The sequence below is a fragment of the Caballeronia sordidicola genome (assembly GCF_001544455.2).
Taxonomy (GTDB): domain Bacteria; phylum Pseudomonadota; class Gammaproteobacteria; order Burkholderiales; family Burkholderiaceae; genus Caballeronia; species Caballeronia sordidicola.
This window is the reverse complement of record NZ_FCOC02000002.1, coordinates 251,458-266,166: the sequence shown is the minus strand read 5'-3', so window position 1 is coordinate 266,166 and position 14,709 is coordinate 251,458. Positions and strand designations below refer to the sequence as shown.

The following is a 14,709-nucleotide window of genomic DNA, read 5'->3' as shown; positions in this document are numbered from 1 at the left end:
TCACGAGCGCCGCGCGTCAAGCAGCCTTCACGGTTTTCTGCGTCGGCGAACAGGATGAGGCCAGCTTGCGCGTCCGTTTTTCAGCATTCGCCGAAAGCAGCGCACGGCCTTGCATTTCGTACGCGGCAAGTTCGCCAAGCGTTGCGTTCAGATCTTCCAGTTGCCGTTCCAGAACCGCGCGATGTTCCGCGATGGTGTCCAAAAACGCGTGCAGCTGCGCAACCGTACCGGTGGGTGAATCGTAGAGATCGAGCAACCGGCTGATCTCCGACAGCGTGAATCCAAGCCGTTTGCCACGCAGCGTAAGCCTCAGGCGCGTGCGGTCGCGCGGCGAATACACGCGCCGCACGCCGTTCGTGCCTTCGCGCGCCGGCGCGAGCAAACCCTGATTCTCGTAGAAGCGGATCGCGCGTGGCGTGATCTCGAACTCGCGAGCCAGTTCTGTAATGGTGTAACGCGTGGCTGTCATTTGAACCTGGAAGTGCGCTGAACGGCTTTTAAGAACCGCTGTAAAATGCAGGTTAACGTTAGCGTCAACTTGGCGGTATTGCAAGAATCGACAACCCGGAGATCGACCCGCATGAATCCGCTCGAACAGCAACTGGACTACGTCTTCGCCGACCGGCTTCCCGAATCCGGCCACGCAATGGAAGTCACGCCTGGCGTCTTCTGGGTACGCATGCCGTTGCCGTTTGCGCTCGATCACATCAATCTCTGGGTCATGCGCGATGAAATCGATGGCGTGAAAGGCTGGACCATCATCGATTGCGGTATTTCCGACGAAACCATCCGCGCCAACTGGGAGCGCGTCTTCAGTTCATTGCTGGACGGCTTGCCGGTGCTGCGCGTGATCGTCACGCATTGCCATCCGGATCACCTCGGTCTTGCCGACTGGATCTGCAACGGCGGCGAGAAGAAACGCTGGGGTCCAGTCAGGCTCTGGATGTCGCACGGCGAATACGCAATGGGCCGCGTGATGTCGAGCGGCGACGGTTCTGACGCAGGCGGCGAACGCGCCGCGCAGCACTTCGCGCGGCATGGCATGCGGGATCCGGCATCGCTCGAAGCCCTGCGCAAACGCGATACGTATTACCCGAAGCTCGTGCCGTCCATACCGCCGCATTTCCGCCGTCTGCGCAATGGCGATAAGGTCAGGATCGGCGGCCGCGACTGGGAAGTGATTACGGGCTTCGGCCATTCGCCCGAACATTGCGCGTTCTACTGCGCTGAAAACAACGTGTTGATTTCCGGCGATATGGTTTTGCCGCGTATATCGACCAACGTGTCGGTGTTTGCCATTGAACCGGAGAGCAATCCGGTGGCCCTGTTCCTGGAATCTCTCGGCCGATACGAAACGTTACCCGCCGACACGCTTGTCCTGCCTTCGCACGGCAAGCCGTTTCGTGGCATGCATACGCGCATTGGGCAGCTTCGCGATCATCACGCCGCGCGCCTGGCGGAAGTGCGCGAGGCCTGCGCGATCAAGCCGCAAAGCGCGGCGGATATTGTGCCGATCATGTTCAAGCGTCCTCTCGATGTACACCAGATGACGTTCGCGCTCGGCGAAGCGTTGGCCCATTTGCATCTGCTATGGCTGCAAGGCGAACTCGTGCGGAGTACGCAGGAAGCTGACGGTGTGATCCGTTTCGCGCCAGCGTAAAAAAGCCGGGCGCTTTTAAAAGGGCGCCCGGCTTTTCAAGGAACAACAATTACTGCACGGACACGCTGACGAAGTTCTGTCGTCCAAACGGACTGACACGATATCCGCTGACATTGCTTTGCGTGAGCGCGGATGCGGTCGGATAACCGAGCGGAATCCACAGCGCCTGATCGTGGATGATCTGCTGCGCCTCGGTGTAAGCCTTGGTGCGCTTGCCGATATCCGCCGATCCCTTGCCTTCGTCGATCAAACGATCCAGCGTCGGATCGCAGAAGCGCGCGAAGTTGATGCCCGAGCGCACCGCGGCGCAACTAAAGAGCGGCGAGAGGTAGTTATCCGGATCGCCGTTGTCGCCGGCCCAGCCCATGAACAACATGTCGTGCTGGCCTTGCTTCGCTTCCTTGATCAGCTCGCCCCATTCGATCACCTTGACCTGCGCCTTCACGCCGATCTTCGCCAGATCCGCTTGCAGCAATTCCGCGCCGGCTTTCGGGTTGGGATTCAGCACGCTGCCGTTCGGACGCACCCAGATGGTTGTATCGAAGCCATTGGGATAGCCTGCATCGGCGAGAAGTTTTTTCGCGCGATCGACCGAATACGCATACGGCGTGACCTGTTTGTCATAGCTCCACGTGTTCGGCGGGAACGGATTTACAGCGGGCGTCGCCGTGTTCTCGAAAACGGTCTTCAAGTACGTCGTGCGATCGAATGCTTCGTTCAGCGCCTGGCGAACCTTGGGGTTATCGAGCGGCTTTTTCTGCGTGTTCAGCGCCACGAACGCCGTCATGAATGCCGGCGTTTCGACCACCTTGATCGAGCCTCCTTTCTTGGCGTCGATCACGTCCTGCGGCTTCGGCGACAACGCGATCTGGCATTCACCCGCCTTGATTTTCTGCGCGCGCACGGAGGCATCGGGCGTGATCGCGTAGATCAGGCGGTCAACCTTCGGCTTCGCGCCCCAGTACGCGGGGTTCACGTCATAGCGAATCACGGCGTCTTTCGTATAGCTTTTCAACACGAATGGACCCGTGCCGATGGGCTTCGCGTTCAGGTCGGTTTCCTTACCCGCCTTGAGCAACTGATCGGCATATTCAGCCGAATATATCGATGCAAAACCCATCGTCAAGATGGGCACGAAGGTCGCGTTCGGCGTGTTGAGCACGAACGTCACGGTGTTGTCATCGACCTTTTGCACCGACTTGATCAGCTTGACCAGGCCCATTGATTGCGCGTGGGGAAAGCCGCTTGCGCCGGCTACCTTGTGCCATGGATTGCTGTCCGAGAGCATGCGGTCGAACGAGAACACCACGTCGTCGGCCGTCAGTTTCCTCGATGGCTTGAAGTAATCCGTGCTCTGGAACGCCACGTTCGGCCGCAGATGGAACGTGTAGGTCAGCCCGTCCGCGCTCACGTCCCACTTTTCGGCGAGTGCCGGCGTGACTTTTTTCGCGACTTCATCGTAGGAAACGAGCGTGTTGAAAATCACGTCCGCGGACGCGTTGGTCGTCACGAGCGAATTGAACTGCACGACATCGAAACCGTCCGGACTCGATTCCGTGCACACGGTAAGCGGTTTTGCGATCGCGAGCATTGGCGCGATGGCCAGGACTGCGGCTGCGAGCATTCTGAAGCGCATGAGATCTCCCGTTTTGACGGTGTCGTCGGTTAATTGGTCATTTTTTGATGCGGCGGCGTTCAGGCGGTGTTGCGACTGCATTGCAACTTATTGTACGGCGCGTTCTGGCACACGGTTCCGTGCAACAAAGGCGCGTCGCCGTAGCTTACTGAAACGTTATTTCCGCTACAACGACCGATTCGGGATATCGATATGGACACGATTCACGCCGCCGCGCCGCCTTGCCTAATCGGCGGGCGCACGCTAAACTCGTGCCCGTCTTTGGGGAGTAGCCTTCCTTCCGCAATGGGAGGAGGACGCGTCAACATACTCGGCTGGTGCCGTGGCGCGTTCGACCGGTCAGGTTTGGCGAGACCATGGGTGCATCTTGTCGTTCACGGTCGGACGGCGCGGGATAGCACCCTGGTTTGCTGACGTCCGACCGTGAAATCATCGTGTCTCCAAAACAAAAACACCCTGCATCGGTCACAAGCCTCTCCTTGCGTTGCTATTGCCAGTACGCCTCATTGCGAGGTGCGGCATGACACTGCTATTCCTGCAACTCGCCATCATGCTCGTGGTGATTCTGGCGGCATCGGAATTGTTCACCAACGCGCTGGAGCATCTCGGCGAAAAACTCGGCATATCCGAAGGCGTCACGGGTTCGCTGTTCGCGGCCATTGGCACTGCGTTGCCTGAAACCACGGTGCCGATCATCGCGTTGATGGGCGGCACGGCAAGCCGTGCGGTCAACGAGGAAATTGGTGTGGGCGCCATTCTTGGCGCGCCGCTGATGCTCGCAACGCTGTCCACCTGCCTGATGGCGGTCGCCGTTCTCAAGATGCGCGGCCTCAAAGGTCTCGTCACGCCCGAACATACCGGCTTTACCCGCGATCTCAACTTCTTCCTGTGTGCATTCCTGATCGCGGCCGGCGCGATGTTCGTCCCGCATCACGCGTGGGAAGTGCGGGCTCTGTTTGCTGCCGGTCTGGTCGGCGTGTACGTGGTGTATGTGATCACGACGTTCCGGGCGTCCGCGGGTCTGGTGGAGAAGGGGCACGGCACGGAAGCGCCCGAGCGGCTGTTGATCGCGCGCCTGGGTTTGCCTACGACGCTTGCGACCATCGTGTTGCAGATGGCGGTCGGCACTGCGCTGCTGGTTGGCGGGGCAAAGGGGTTTATTGCGGGCGTGGAGGGCGTGTCGCATGTACTGGGGATATCGGCGCTGCTGCTTTCGCTGATCATCATCCCGATTGCAACCGAATTGCCCGAAAAGGTGAACAGCATCATCTGGGCGCGGCGCGGCAAGGATACGCTCGCATTCGGCAACATTACCGGCGCGATGGTGTTCCAGGGCACGCTGCTGCCAGGTATCGGCATCATGCTGACGCCTTGGGAGCCGCGCGTCGAAGTGCTGACCGGCGTGCTGATCACGCTCGCCGCCGCCGCATGGCTGCGGCTCAATGCGAAGAAAGGCGGAATCGTGCTGTGGGCGCTGCTCGTGAACGGCGGGCTTTATGCGTTCTACCTTGCGCTGACACTGGGGCGCTAGGGCTATCCGGCGCGCAAAAAAAAGCCCGCCGAAGCGGGCATCAATCACATTGCGCGTCGTGCTTACCGCGCATCTGTTGTTGTTCTGCGTTGTCTCTTTATTGCGGCGTCAGAACCGCGCCGCTTGCTGATATCGGCTGGCGGCGTTCGCCTGGTTCATCGCTTGCCGGTGATTCCTCATCAACGCCGTTTCCGCCGATGTCGCCGCGTGCATGATCGCGGCAATGCTCGCCTGGATCCGGCGAATCGTGACCATCGAGTCGGCGGACTGATCGGCTTGCAATGACATCAAAAGCGGCGAGCGTGTGTTCGTCAGTTCCGCGGCGCGCGGCCAGTCGTTATCGGCGGCTGCGCTTTCTATGGCTTCCGTCAGCACCCATGCCCGGGCGATCAGTTCTTCCTGGTTCATCGTCTGGCTCCGTTACTTGTTGGTCGCAAGCGCGCCCGCGCTGTTTGTACCGCCGAAGAGCTGCGTCAGGTAGTTGGCATTGCTTTGCGATTGCGACATCAGCGTGTTCAGCGCGGTGAATTGCGCGTTGTACGACGTCGTCAACTGCGCCGCGTAGGCGGTGAGCTGGGTTTGCTGGTCGGTGAGGCTCTTCAGGTCGGCGGTCAGCGCGCTTGAGCGCGTATCCATGATGCCGCCGGTCGCGAGGAATGACGTCAGGTCGTTGTTCATATTCGCGGCGACGCCGTTTTTCGAATTGAACAACGTCGCGACGGTTTGCGGATCGCTGCTGAGCGCGGCGTTCAGCGCGTCGGTGTCGGTCTTAAGCGTTCCGTCCGGCTGCAGCGTAATACCAATGGAAGCGAGATTGACCGCTGACGCGCCCGTGCCGACCGCACCGCTGATGGCACTGGATAGCGTGTTGCGGATCGTGTTCATCATCGAGTCGCCGAGCAGCGCGCCGCCCTGCGAGCCTGTCGCCTGGGTCGAATCGAACGAAGTCAGCGACTGGACCGTGCTCATGTAGTTGTTGTAAGCCGTGACGAAGGCGGTGATCGCCGTTGCCTGTCCGCTCGTATCGGGCGCGACAGTCAGTGTTTGCGTGGTGCCGACCGAGGTGGAATCCAGCGTCATGGAAACGCCACTGAGCGCCGTGGTGATCGTGTTGCTTGCGCTAGTTCCCGGCGTGCCCGCGATCGAGAAGTTTGCGTCTTCGCCGGCTACGCTCTGCGTCCAGCTACCCGATGCAACCGTGGTCACCGACCCCGTGTAATTACCGGCGGTTTCCGTGCTGTTTGCGGGTGCGGGGGCCGTGCCCGATGTCACGGCGAGGCTGTTCAAGGCGTCGCCCGATGCCGTTCCCGAGATCGTGACATTGATCCCGTTCGATACACCTGTCGCCGACGAACGCAGCACCAGATGCGCACCGTCCGTGCCGTTCACGATAGCGGCCGTCACGCCCGGATTGCCCGATGCCGAATTGATCGCCGATGCAATGCCTGCCAGCGTGTTGTTGCTCGACGTGACGGGGATCGACATGTTCTTGCCGCCGACCGAGATAGTCATCGTGCCGGTGCCGAGCGTGTCGGTCGTCTTGAATGCGCCCGAAGTGATCGATTGCGACGTCGCGATATTCGAGACCTGCACGGAATAGGAGCCCGCCACTGCGCCGGAGGTGCCCTTTGCGGTGATTCCCTTGCCGTCGCCGGTCGCGGTGAAGGCTGAAAGCGTCGTGCCGTCCGAGAGCGCCGAAAGAGACGCCTGCAACAGGGACATGACGGATTTCAGCGTGCCGAGTGCGGTGACCTGCGTGTTGTCCGCTGTGGTCTTGCTATTGAGGGTATCGGTCTGGCCCGCGATTTTCGCGTTGACGAGCGCGGTGACCAGGGAGTTCACGTCCATTGTCGACCCGGTCGAGCCGCTAATGATCGACTGTGCGGCCTGCTGGACCGCGCTGTTCGGGTCAACGGTGGAACCGGTTGACGAAATGGGTATCGTGCTCATGCATTGCTCCGTTCGGGCGTGGGCCGGAAATCACTCGATAAATCCCGGAAACGCGAACTGGGAGGCAAGCCTCCCAGCGGTTTTATGCTTCTTTTTTGCTGCAACTACCGCTGTGATGCGGGTGTTTCAGCCGGCGCGCATTGTAGCGTCGCGCGCGCCGGTTAGCTCGCTGTCAAAAATGCTTAGCCGAGGAGCTTCAGGACTTGTTGCGGCAGCGAGTTGGCCTGTGCGAGCACCGAGATACCTGCTTGCTGCAGCACTTGCGCCTTGCTCAGGTTCGCGGTTTCCTGCGCGAAGTCCGCGTCGGTGATTTGCGATTGAGCCGACGACAAGTCCGTCGATTGCGCTTGCTGCGTCGTGGCTACCGAGCTGAAACGGTTCTGGACGGCGCCCAGTTCCGATTGCAGTGCGTTGACGCTGTTCAGCGCGTTATCGATCGATTCGATAGCGCTCGATGCGCCGTCGGCGGTGCTGATGTCGATCGCCGACACTTGCGGCGGCGTGCTGTTGGCGTCGAACGAAGCGAGTTCAGTTTTTTGCTGGTCGGTAGCGGCGCCTCCCGTATCCATTGCCGTAGCAGCCAGCACGCTTGAGTTCTTGCCGCCGGCGGTCGTGGTCGTGATGACGTTCGAAGCCGTGAACTTGTAGGTAGCCGTACCGTCGCCGCCATCGGACGCCGGGATGACTTCGGTTCCCGTGCCGTCGCCGAGCGCCTTGTTGTTCTGGTCCGTATAGGTATAACCGCCCTTGCCGTCGGCAATGACGTTGACCGTCGTGATAGCTGCGGGGGCAGCTGCGGTGGCTGCGACAAACGCGCCCGTGTCATTCAACGACAGGCCGTCGATGCTGCCGACTGTCGTGCCCTTTTGCGGAAAACCGCCGCCGAGCTTCAGTGCCGATACGTTGGCCGATGCGCCCAGATCGATGCTGATCGACTGGCCAACGTTCGCGCCAACCTGGAAGCTCTTCACGCCAGCCGAACCATCCAGCAGGTTCGTGCCGTTGTACGTGGTTTGCGACGAAATGCGGTTGATTTCACTGATACGCTGCGTCACTTCCGACTGAAGCGCAGCCTGGTCGGTTGCCGACAGCGAGCCGCTCGAAGCCTGCACGGCCAGTTGGCGAATACGTTGCAGGTTGTCGGTGATCTGGCTCAGACCGCTCGATGCCGTTTGCGTCATCGAAACGCCGTCATTCGCGTTCGACACACCTTGGTTCAGGCCGTTGATTTGCGACGTCATGCGCGATGCGATGGCCTGTCCTGCTGCGTCATCCGCTGCGCTGTTGATGCGCTTGCCCGACGACAGGCGGGTGATGGCCGACGACAGCGCGCTCTGCGTGCTGCCCAGGTTTTGCTGAGCGACCAGCGAGTTGATATTGCTGTTAATACCGATCATTTTGGATTTCTCCTGAAGAAGCTGTGTGAGCTAAAGGGCTGTTTTTGGCTACTACGCCGTCCTGTTGCCTGGCGGTTCCGAGCGTGTTAGCCGGCCGCCTACTTGGGTTAGCGGCCCCTTGGAAAAAAACTTGAGGAATTAGAAAACGATTTGTAGAAGGAATAGCGAAAACATGGAAAAACGTTTGCCGTAAGGGTTTTGCAATGGGTCGCCGCCTGCGGGCATGAGGATTCACGGGTATTCTTTTTCGAGGACTTCTCTCAACCGCACACATCAGGAGCCGCCATGCAACACCGCACCATCGGTACTTCGGATCTCAAGGTCGCGCCGCTCGTCTTCGGTGGCAACGTGTTCGGCTGGACCGCCGACGAGCGCACGTCGTTCTCGCTGCTCGACGCATTTGTTGACCACGGCCTCAATTTCATCGATACCGCCGACGTCTACTCCGCCTGGGTCGACGGGCATCAGGGCGGTGAATCGGAGACGATCATCGGCAAGTGGCTAAAAGAAAGCGGCAAGCGCGACAAAGTCGTGCTTGCCACGAAAGTCGGCATGCTGAGCACGCGGCCGGGGCTGTCGGCGGCGAACATCGAGGCGGCGGTGAACGACTCGCTCAAGCGGCTGAAGACGGACTACATCGACGTCTATTTCTCTCATCGCGACGATGATAAAACTCCGCTCCTCGACACGCTCGGCGCTTACCAGAAGCTGATTGCGGCGGGTAAGGTGAGGGTTATCGGCGCTTCAAACTACACGGGAGAACGCCTGGAAGAAGCGCTGAAGATTTCCGCGAAGGAGGGGATTGCGGGCTATCAGGTGTTGCAGCCGGAATACAACCTGTACGACCGCGCGGGTTATGAAGGCGATCAGGAGCCGGTTGCCACGGCGCACAAGGTTTCCGTTGTGACGTATTACAGCCTGGCGAGCGGTTTTCTGAGCGGGAAATACCGCTCGAAAGCCGATACCGAAAACGCAGCGCGCGGCGCAAAGGTGACGGGCTACCTGAATGATCGCGGTTTGGCGATCATCGAAGCGCTAGTCAAGGTCGCCGATCGTCACGGCGTGGCGCCCGCTACAATCGCGCTCGCGTGGCTGATCGCCCGTCCCAGCGTGACCGCGCCGATTGCCAGCGCGACGTCGGTCAAACAACTGGAAAGCCTCGCCGAAGCCACGCGCATCACCCTTTCTCCAGAAGATGTCACGCTGCTGAACGAGGTCAGCGATCCAGCGTGAGTTTTTGCATAAAAACCTGAAAAACCGCGGATTTTCATGGAGTTGCGCCCCGCAGAGCGGCTTTGCGGGGTTGGCGACACGTCAGCGATCTGATAACATCTCGCCCGAATCGAGATTTTTGCCCGATGACGCCGCATTTTTCGCGACGTCTGGCGGCCCGAAGTGCGCTGTTCCGGATTCCAGGGGAATGCGCATGCCGTGATCGGCGGTGAAATCCCACCTCTCTCTTTTCCGGCCTCCGTGGCCGCTTTGCTCGTGTCTGCTGCGTTGGGTGGACGATCGGAGTGCCGGCGCGCGGTGTAAGCCTGCTTGGTTACGCTTCGCCGCGCAGTCAGAAAAACGTATTAGCGATTTAGGACTTCCATGACCACTATTGTTTTGAAAGAAAACGAGCCGTTCGACGTTGCGATCCGTCGCTTTCGCCGGACCATCGAAAAGAACGGCCTGATCGCCGAACTTCGCGAACGCCAGTCGTACGAGAAGCCGACGACAGCACGCAAGCGCAAGAAAGCGGCTGCAGTTAGCCGCCTGCGCAAGCGTCTGCGTAGCCAGATGCTGCCCAAGAAGCTTCACTGATTCCTGGCATGTCGCGGCCCTGTTGCGGGGTTGTGACAAAGCAAAGCGGCGATGCCGCCCCGCATGGGGTTGCATCGCCGCTTTGCTTTTGCATATTTCATTCGCGTTTTGCGTCCTGATCCTCCGCGGGTTGCGCGGTCCTTACTGCACGCCGATCAGACGAATGCGTGCCGTTCTGCCAGTCGAGCGAGCAATTGGGGCCATTCGTCCACGCCGAAGTCGTCGTGGACTTCTTCCAGTTCGATCAGCAATTCGGCAATCTCGGGGTCGTAAGCATTCACGTTCGACGCATAAAGCGCCCGCAACAACGACCCGTCTCTCGCATTTTTATAATACGAAATGCCGACGCCCTCGATATCCGGGCGGTACACATCGTCAGCGATCAGTGAGCCAATAGCGCATTTGCGGCCGTCGCTGCTGCGTAGCCGGCACGAACCGTTGTCATCTTCCGACACAGCCCGCTGCGTGAGCAAATGCGCGCTCACGCGTTCGTAGATGTCTCTTGCCGTTAACATTGCGTGACTCGTTGTTCTAAATAATGCGTTGCTTGCCCGCTGGTACTCGTGCTCGGCGCTACCCGCGCAGGGCCGGCCGGACCTCGACGGAGCCGGCCGCATTCTTTTGCCTCAAGCCGCCGATTTCAACCGGTCCGCCGACAAGTTGAACTGGCGCGCAATCGATGCAAAGCGCTCGCGCCACTCCCATTTGCCGAAGACGTCGTGCACGTTTTGCAGGCAACTGAGCAATTCGACTGTGGTCGGATCGTAGACATTGATGTTCGAGCGCAGCAACGCGCGTTTCAACGCTGCCACGCCGACATCCATGTACGAAGGAACCGCCTCCGGACCTTTGTCGATGAAACGGATAGGTATTCCTTCCATTGCCGTCATGTAGTCGCGTGGCTTGATGAAACTGCCAACAGGACATCCGCCGCAGTATCCGCGGTATGCGCCGCCGCCTCGCGGCAATAACGCAGCCTGGCCTTGGCCAAACAAGTGATGCACGGCGCGATCGAAGATTTCCTGATGCGTCAAAAAGTTGAGGTTTTTCATTCTGTTTATCCCCCGCACCGACATCGCGGCGCTTCGTGGGTGTCATCAAACAGCGTTATCAGTATCGGACGCGAATCCGATCGTTTTAGCGCGGTCGACCACATAATCCGCATTTTTTGATGCGTTGTTCGCTTCCGGCAATACCGCCCGCCGGGTCTGGGCACGCTTGGCTGAGCTCGTTCGGCGAGTTCCAAGGTAGCTGGACACTTGCCAAGAGCCGCTTGCACCGAATTTATAGCGTTCTTCCGGTAAAAAATGGGTGCTCACGCGCAGTAGGCCGCAATTTTGACATGACGCAAGGCTTTGTGCACGAGGGACGACTGGCCGCAAAGTCTTTGTAGTAAAGGCTTCAGAGCGTTATTTACCCATCCCGGAGGCTTCTGGTCGGGATTTTCCCTGAGGCGGCCTAAAACTGCGAAAAACGTTGCGAAAACGCAATATCCAAGTCATAAAACCGTGCCAATCAATTTACTAATTTGGCGCTTTGGCGGCGGTCAAACGCTTCGTGTGCGCAGATTGACGGCTCAAGCGGCAAAAGCAAGTCGCCTCGTGGTCGTTGACCATGCCGGTTGCCTGCATGAAGGCGTAGCAGGTGGTCGACCCGACAAATAAGCAGCCAAACTTCTTGAGCGCGCGACTCAATGCGTCCGATACCTCGTTGAATGCCGGCGCTTGCGAGTACGAGGCGCGCGGAGTGTCGATAGGCGTGCCACCAACGAATGACCACACGAACGCCGCGAGGGAGCCGTGCTCGGCCTGAATGCGCTGCACCGCGCGGGCATTGGCGATAGCAGATGCGACCTTCGCGCGGTTCCGGATAATGCGTGGGTCGAGCAGCAGTTTGGCGGCGTCTTCCTCGGTGAAAGCGGCTACACGATCTACGTCGAAGTTGTGAAACAGTGCTTTGTAGCCTTCCCGTTTGTTGAGGATCGTGGCCCAAGACAGGCCGGCCTGCGCACCCTCAAGCACAAGCATTTCGAACAGGTGGCGATCATCGTGCGAGGGGACGCCCCATTCGGTGTCATGGTACTGGGCGAGCGCTGCCGTGCTGACCCAGCCACAGCGGTGCGGTTCGGAGTTTTTGCGAGGTTCCGGAGCTGGTTGCTTTGCATTGGTCATGGCTGATTCTGGAGATGCATGGTTGGCGTTCGATCAGCATAGGCCCAAGGCGTCGGCCGGAATAGTCGGCCGATTGGCCTAGTCAGTGACAGAATGCTCTACGCGAGGCGGCACATTTGCCAGCCCATTCGGTCGAGTGGCGGTGGCTTCGTCGTGCCGTTAAGCTTGCGGCATGACTACATCAACTTACTCCTACTCTTACCTGATTGGCGTCGACGGCGGCGGTAGCGGCACACGTGTCGTCCTGGCCGATGCAAACGGCATTGAACTCGCTCGCGCCACCGGCGGCCCGTCGGGTCTCGCGTTGGGCGTCGAGCGCGCCTGGCAAGCAATCGATGCAACCATTTCGCGCGCATTCGGCTCCGCCGGCTTGCCGTTCGAGTGGAGCGCATGTGCACTCGGTTGCGGCCTGGCGGGCGTCAACCACGCCGGGTGGCTCGCACAGTTCCATGAAAGTGCGCCGGAGGGATGCGCGCTTGTTGTCGAAAGTGACGCGTTGACTACGTTGCTGGGCGCGCACGGCGGCGAGCCGGGCGTGATCGTAGCGTTGGGCACGGGCAGTATCGCGGCGTCGCTTGATTCCCGGGGTCAAGTCCGGATCGCAGGCGGCTACGGTTTTCCGAGCGGCGACGAAGCCAGTGGCGCGTGGCTCGGCATGCGCGCGGCGGTGCATTTGCAGCATGTACTGGATTGCCGCGCACCTGCAGATGACTGGTCCCGCGCTCTGCTTGAATGCACCGGCGTAGGCGATCGCGATGGTCTGGTGGTCTGGTTGAGTGCTGCAAATCAGACTGGTTACGCCGCGCTCGCACCAACGGTCTTCCAGCATCGAAACCATCCGTTTGCCGAGCGCCTGCTTCAGGAGGCCGGTCGCGAAATCGAAAAAATGGTGCGGGCGCTCGATCCCGGCCGAATCATGCCGGTAGCGTTGTGCGGCGGCCTCGCAGCCCCACTCGAACCGTTTGTGCCCGAGACGCTCCGTGCCCGGTTACGCGCGCCGCTCGCTGACTCGGCCGCAGGCGCGCTGCAACTCGCTCGTCGCGCCGCAGCCGGAAAATCCCGTGTCGCGCGCTAGAATGTCAGGTTCCTAACGGTTAAAAGGAAGCGGCTCTCCCATGTATTCGATCATCGCAACCGATCTCGACGGCACTTTGCTCAACAGCGATCATCAGGTCGATCCATTCACCGTCGAAACGGTTCGCGAACTGGAAGCACAGGGCGTGCGCTTCATCATCGCGACTGGGCGGCATTACAGGGACGTGGTCGGAATTCGCACTGTTCTGGGTGTCGACGCATACCTGATCACGTCGAACGGCGCGCGTATTCATGCACCGGACAACGAGCGCATTTACGCACGGGACATTGCACCTTCGGCGGTACGCCGGCTCGTCCAGCCGGATCTGGCCGGCAGCGAGCGGGTCATTGTGAATCTCTTCGCCGACGACGCCTGGCTGATCGACCGCCACGCGCCCACCTTGCTCGAGTTTCACCAGGACTCGGGGTTCAACTACGACGTGATGGACCTTCGCCGGCACGGTGGCGAGAACATTGCGAAGGTGTTGTATATCGGTGAGCCGGAAGATCTGAAGGTGACCGCGGAAAATCTCGAGCGCGAGTTTGGCGAATCCATCTACGTGACGTATTCCATGCCGGATTGCCTGGAGGTGATGACGTCGGATGTATCGAAGGGGCGGGCGCTGCGGTTTGTGCTGGACCGGCTGGATATTGACGCCGCACATTGCGTTGCATTTGGCGACAACATGAACGACATCGACTTGCTTGAGACAGCGGGCCGGCCGTTCATGATGAAAAACGCAAATCCTGATCTGGTCAAACGCTTGCCGGATATTGCGCGAACCGGCAATAACTTCGAGGCCGGCGTCGCGCATCAATTGCGCAGTTTGTTCAGCATGAGCAATTAACCCCGAGCGGATTTCAGCTCGGATATTTAACGCGAGGAATAAAAAAGGAGCGCCTCGAGAATGGCCGCTCCTTCTTGTTTAAGCTTCACAAAATGCTGGACCTGGAGTTATTACCCGCGATGATTCCATCCGCCGCGATAATCATCCCGATGGTTCCAGCCGGTGCGATCCCAACGTCCGCGATCCGGTCCGCCCCAGCGCGGTTCATCGTGACGATGCCATGAAGGCGCCGCACGGTAATAAGGCGCCGGCTGTACATAGACTGGCGCGGGTTGCGAGTAGACCGGCGCACCCAGCGACAAGCCAATATTCAGGTCCGTATGCGCTTGCGCAACCCCGACCGCGCTCACGGCCAAACCGGCTGCAACCAGCAGATGAGTGACGATGCGTTTCATGGTGTTCTCCTTTTTTGGGCGACGCGTGTCGCATGAGTCCAATGTACGCATCCGCAGTCTTACGAGTATCGACGAGTTGTTACGGGGTGAAAGTATCGTGAAAGTACGATCGTCGCGTGAAAGCGCTCGTCAAATGGAGGCGCAGACCTTAGTGGGTAAAGCTTCAAGAGCACCTGGACAGGAGTATGGCAGCCGCGGCCAGCGTTTCCGAATTTGAAAGGCAGTAAACGCGCATTAC

15 protein-coding genes and 1 riboswitch are annotated in these 14,709 nt (G+C 59.7%); of the genes, 6 read left to right on the top strand and 9 right to left on the bottom strand.

Annotated elements, in window-relative coordinates:
- Positions 1-16: 16 nt before the first annotated feature.
- The gene (locus AWB64_RS04430; protein ID WP_060817411.1) at positions 17-469 is read right to left on the bottom strand and encodes a MerR family transcriptional regulator; all 453 of its coding nucleotides are present in this window, start codon (positions 467-469) and stop codon (positions 17-19) included.
- A 111-nt stretch (positions 470-580) separates the two neighbouring features.
- Between AWB64_RS04430 and AWB64_RS04425 the strand changes: the two genes are divergently transcribed.
- Complete coding sequence (locus AWB64_RS04425) at positions 581-1,660, top strand: MBL fold metallo-hydrolase (RefSeq protein ID WP_060817410.1); 1,080 nt, start codon at positions 581-583, stop codon at positions 1,658-1,660.
- Positions 1,661-1,709: 49 nt separating this feature from the next.
- Here AWB64_RS04425 and AWB64_RS04420 read toward each other — a convergent pair whose 3' ends face one another.
- Positions 1,710-3,296 (bottom strand): ABC transporter substrate-binding protein, encoded by a 1,587-nt coding sequence (locus tag AWB64_RS04420; RefSeq protein WP_060817758.1) that lies wholly within the window; start codon positions 3,294-3,296, stop codon positions 1,710-1,712.
- Between the two features lie 247 nt (positions 3,297-3,543).
- A riboswitch (yybP-ykoY riboswitch) is annotated at positions 3,544-3,719 on the top strand.
- A gap of 97 nt (positions 3,720-3,816) precedes the next feature.
- On the opposite strand from AWB64_RS04420, the gene AWB64_RS04415 reads away from it, so the two are divergent.
- The gene (locus AWB64_RS04415; RefSeq protein WP_060817409.1) at positions 3,817-4,827 is read left to right on the top strand and encodes a sodium:calcium antiporter; all 1,011 of its coding nucleotides are present in this window, start codon (positions 3,817-3,819) and stop codon (positions 4,825-4,827) included.
- Between the two features lie 108 nt (positions 4,828-4,935).
- Here AWB64_RS04415 and AWB64_RS04410 read toward each other — a convergent pair whose 3' ends face one another.
- The 3 genes from AWB64_RS04410 to AWB64_RS04400 all read right to left on the bottom strand — a co-directional run bounded on the left by AWB64_RS04410 (position 4,936) and on the right by AWB64_RS04400 (position 8,174).
- Positions 4,936-5,235, bottom strand: a complete 300-nt coding sequence (locus AWB64_RS04410; protein ID WP_060817408.1) for a flagellar protein FliT — start codon at positions 5,233-5,235, stop codon at positions 4,936-4,938.
- Between the two features lie 12 nt (positions 5,236-5,247).
- On the bottom strand, positions 5,248-6,777 hold the full coding sequence (gene fliD, locus AWB64_RS04405; protein WP_060817407.1) for a flagellar filament capping protein FliD: 1,530 nt from the start codon (positions 6,775-6,777) through the stop codon (positions 5,248-5,250).
- 182 nt (positions 6,778-6,959) lie between these two features.
- Positions 6,960-8,174 carry a flagellin gene (locus AWB64_RS04400; RefSeq protein ID WP_060817406.1) on the bottom strand — a complete coding sequence of 405 codons (1,215 nt, stop codon included), beginning with the start codon at positions 8,172-8,174 and terminating at the stop codon, positions 6,960-6,962.
- A 285-nt stretch (positions 8,175-8,459) separates the two neighbouring features.
- Between AWB64_RS04400 and AWB64_RS04395 the strand changes: the two genes are divergently transcribed.
- Positions 8,460-9,407 (top strand): aldo/keto reductase, encoded by a 948-nt coding sequence (locus AWB64_RS04395; RefSeq protein ID WP_060817405.1) that lies wholly within the window; start codon positions 8,460-8,462, stop codon positions 9,405-9,407.
- 363 nt (positions 9,408-9,770) lie between these two features.
- On the top strand, positions 9,771-9,983 hold the full coding sequence (rpsU, locus tag AWB64_RS04390) for a 30S ribosomal protein S21 (RefSeq protein ID WP_031357080.1): 213 nt from the start codon (positions 9,771-9,773) through the stop codon (positions 9,981-9,983).
- Between the two features lie 155 nt (positions 9,984-10,138).
- Here the strand turns inward: rpsU and AWB64_RS04385 are convergent, their stop codons facing one another.
- From AWB64_RS04385 to AWB64_RS04375, 3 genes are all read right to left on the bottom strand, one after another.
- Positions 10,139-10,498, bottom strand: coding sequence for a hypothetical protein (locus AWB64_RS04385; RefSeq protein ID WP_060817404.1), 360 nt, complete (start codon positions 10,496-10,498; stop codon positions 10,139-10,141).
- 111 nt (positions 10,499-10,609) lie between these two features.
- Entirely contained in the window at positions 10,610-11,035 is a 426-nt protein-coding gene (locus AWB64_RS04380) for a hypothetical protein (RefSeq protein WP_060817403.1), read from the bottom strand.
- A gap of 471 nt (positions 11,036-11,506) precedes the next feature.
- Positions 11,507-12,154: a DNA-3-methyladenine glycosylase I gene (locus AWB64_RS04375; RefSeq protein WP_060817402.1), complete on the bottom strand. Its 648-nt coding sequence runs from the start codon at positions 12,152-12,154 to the stop codon at positions 11,507-11,509.
- Between the two features lie 172 nt (positions 12,155-12,326).
- Here AWB64_RS04375 and AWB64_RS04370 point away from each other — a divergent pair, with 172 nt between their 5' ends.
- On the top strand, positions 12,327-13,229 hold the full coding sequence (locus AWB64_RS04370; protein ID WP_060817401.1) for a glucosamine kinase nucleotide-binding domain-containing protein: 903 nt from the start codon (positions 12,327-12,329) through the stop codon (positions 13,227-13,229).
- Positions 13,230-13,269: 40 nt separating this feature from the next.
- Complete coding sequence (locus tag AWB64_RS04365) at positions 13,270-14,076, top strand: Cof-type HAD-IIB family hydrolase (protein WP_060817400.1); 807 nt, start codon at positions 13,270-13,272, stop codon at positions 14,074-14,076.
- A 110-nt stretch (positions 14,077-14,186) separates the two neighbouring features.
- Here AWB64_RS04365 and AWB64_RS04360 read toward each other — a convergent pair whose 3' ends face one another.
- Positions 14,187-14,471: a PXPV repeat protein gene (locus AWB64_RS04360; protein WP_060817399.1), complete on the bottom strand. Its 285-nt coding sequence runs from the start codon at positions 14,469-14,471 to the stop codon at positions 14,187-14,189.
- Positions 14,472-14,709 lie beyond the last annotated feature (238 nt).

Excerpts from the sequence above, each read along its gene's own strand:
- AWB64_RS04430 (WP_060817411.1), bottom strand. The coding sequence starts at position 469 with ATGACAGCCACGCGTTACACCATTACAGAACTGGCTCGCGAGTTCGAG.
- AWB64_RS04425 (WP_060817410.1), top strand. The coding sequence starts at position 581 with ATGAATCCGCTCGAACAGCAACTGGACTACGTCTTCGCCGACCGGCTT.
- AWB64_RS04420 (WP_060817758.1), bottom strand. The coding sequence starts at position 3,296 with ATGCGCTTCAGAATGCTCGCAGCCGCAGTCCTGGCCATCGCGCCAATG.
- AWB64_RS04415 (WP_060817409.1), top strand. The coding sequence starts at position 3,817 with ATGACACTGCTATTCCTGCAACTCGCCATCATGCTCGTGGTGATTCTG.
- AWB64_RS04410 (WP_060817408.1), bottom strand. The coding sequence starts at position 5,235 with ATGAACCAGGAAGAACTGATCGCCCGGGCATGGGTGCTGACGGAAGCC.
- fliD (WP_060817407.1), bottom strand. The coding sequence starts at position 6,777 with ATGAGCACGATACCCATTTCGTCAACCGGTTCCACCGTTGACCCGAAC.
- AWB64_RS04400 (WP_060817406.1), bottom strand. The coding sequence starts at position 8,174 with ATGATCGGTATTAACAGCAATATCAACTCGCTGGTCGCTCAGCAAAAC.
- AWB64_RS04395 (WP_060817405.1), top strand. The coding sequence starts at position 8,460 with ATGCAACACCGCACCATCGGTACTTCGGATCTCAAGGTCGCGCCGCTC.
- rpsU (WP_031357080.1), top strand. The coding sequence starts at position 9,771 with ATGACCACTATTGTTTTGAAAGAAAACGAGCCGTTCGACGTTGCGATC.
- AWB64_RS04385 (WP_060817404.1), bottom strand. The coding sequence starts at position 10,498 with ATGTTAACGGCAAGAGACATCTACGAACGCGTGAGCGCGCATTTGCTC.
- AWB64_RS04380 (WP_060817403.1), bottom strand. The coding sequence starts at position 11,035 with ATGAAAAACCTCAACTTTTTGACGCATCAGGAAATCTTCGATCGCGCC.
- AWB64_RS04375 (WP_060817402.1), bottom strand. The coding sequence starts at position 12,154 with ATGACCAATGCAAAGCAACCAGCTCCGGAACCTCGCAAAAACTCCGAA.
- AWB64_RS04370 (WP_060817401.1), top strand. The coding sequence starts at position 12,327 with ATGACTACATCAACTTACTCCTACTCTTACCTGATTGGCGTCGACGGC.
- AWB64_RS04365 (WP_060817400.1), top strand. The coding sequence starts at position 13,270 with ATGTATTCGATCATCGCAACCGATCTCGACGGCACTTTGCTCAACAGC.
- AWB64_RS04360 (WP_060817399.1), bottom strand. The coding sequence starts at position 14,471 with ATGAAACGCATCGTCACTCATCTGCTGGTTGCAGCCGGTTTGGCCGTG.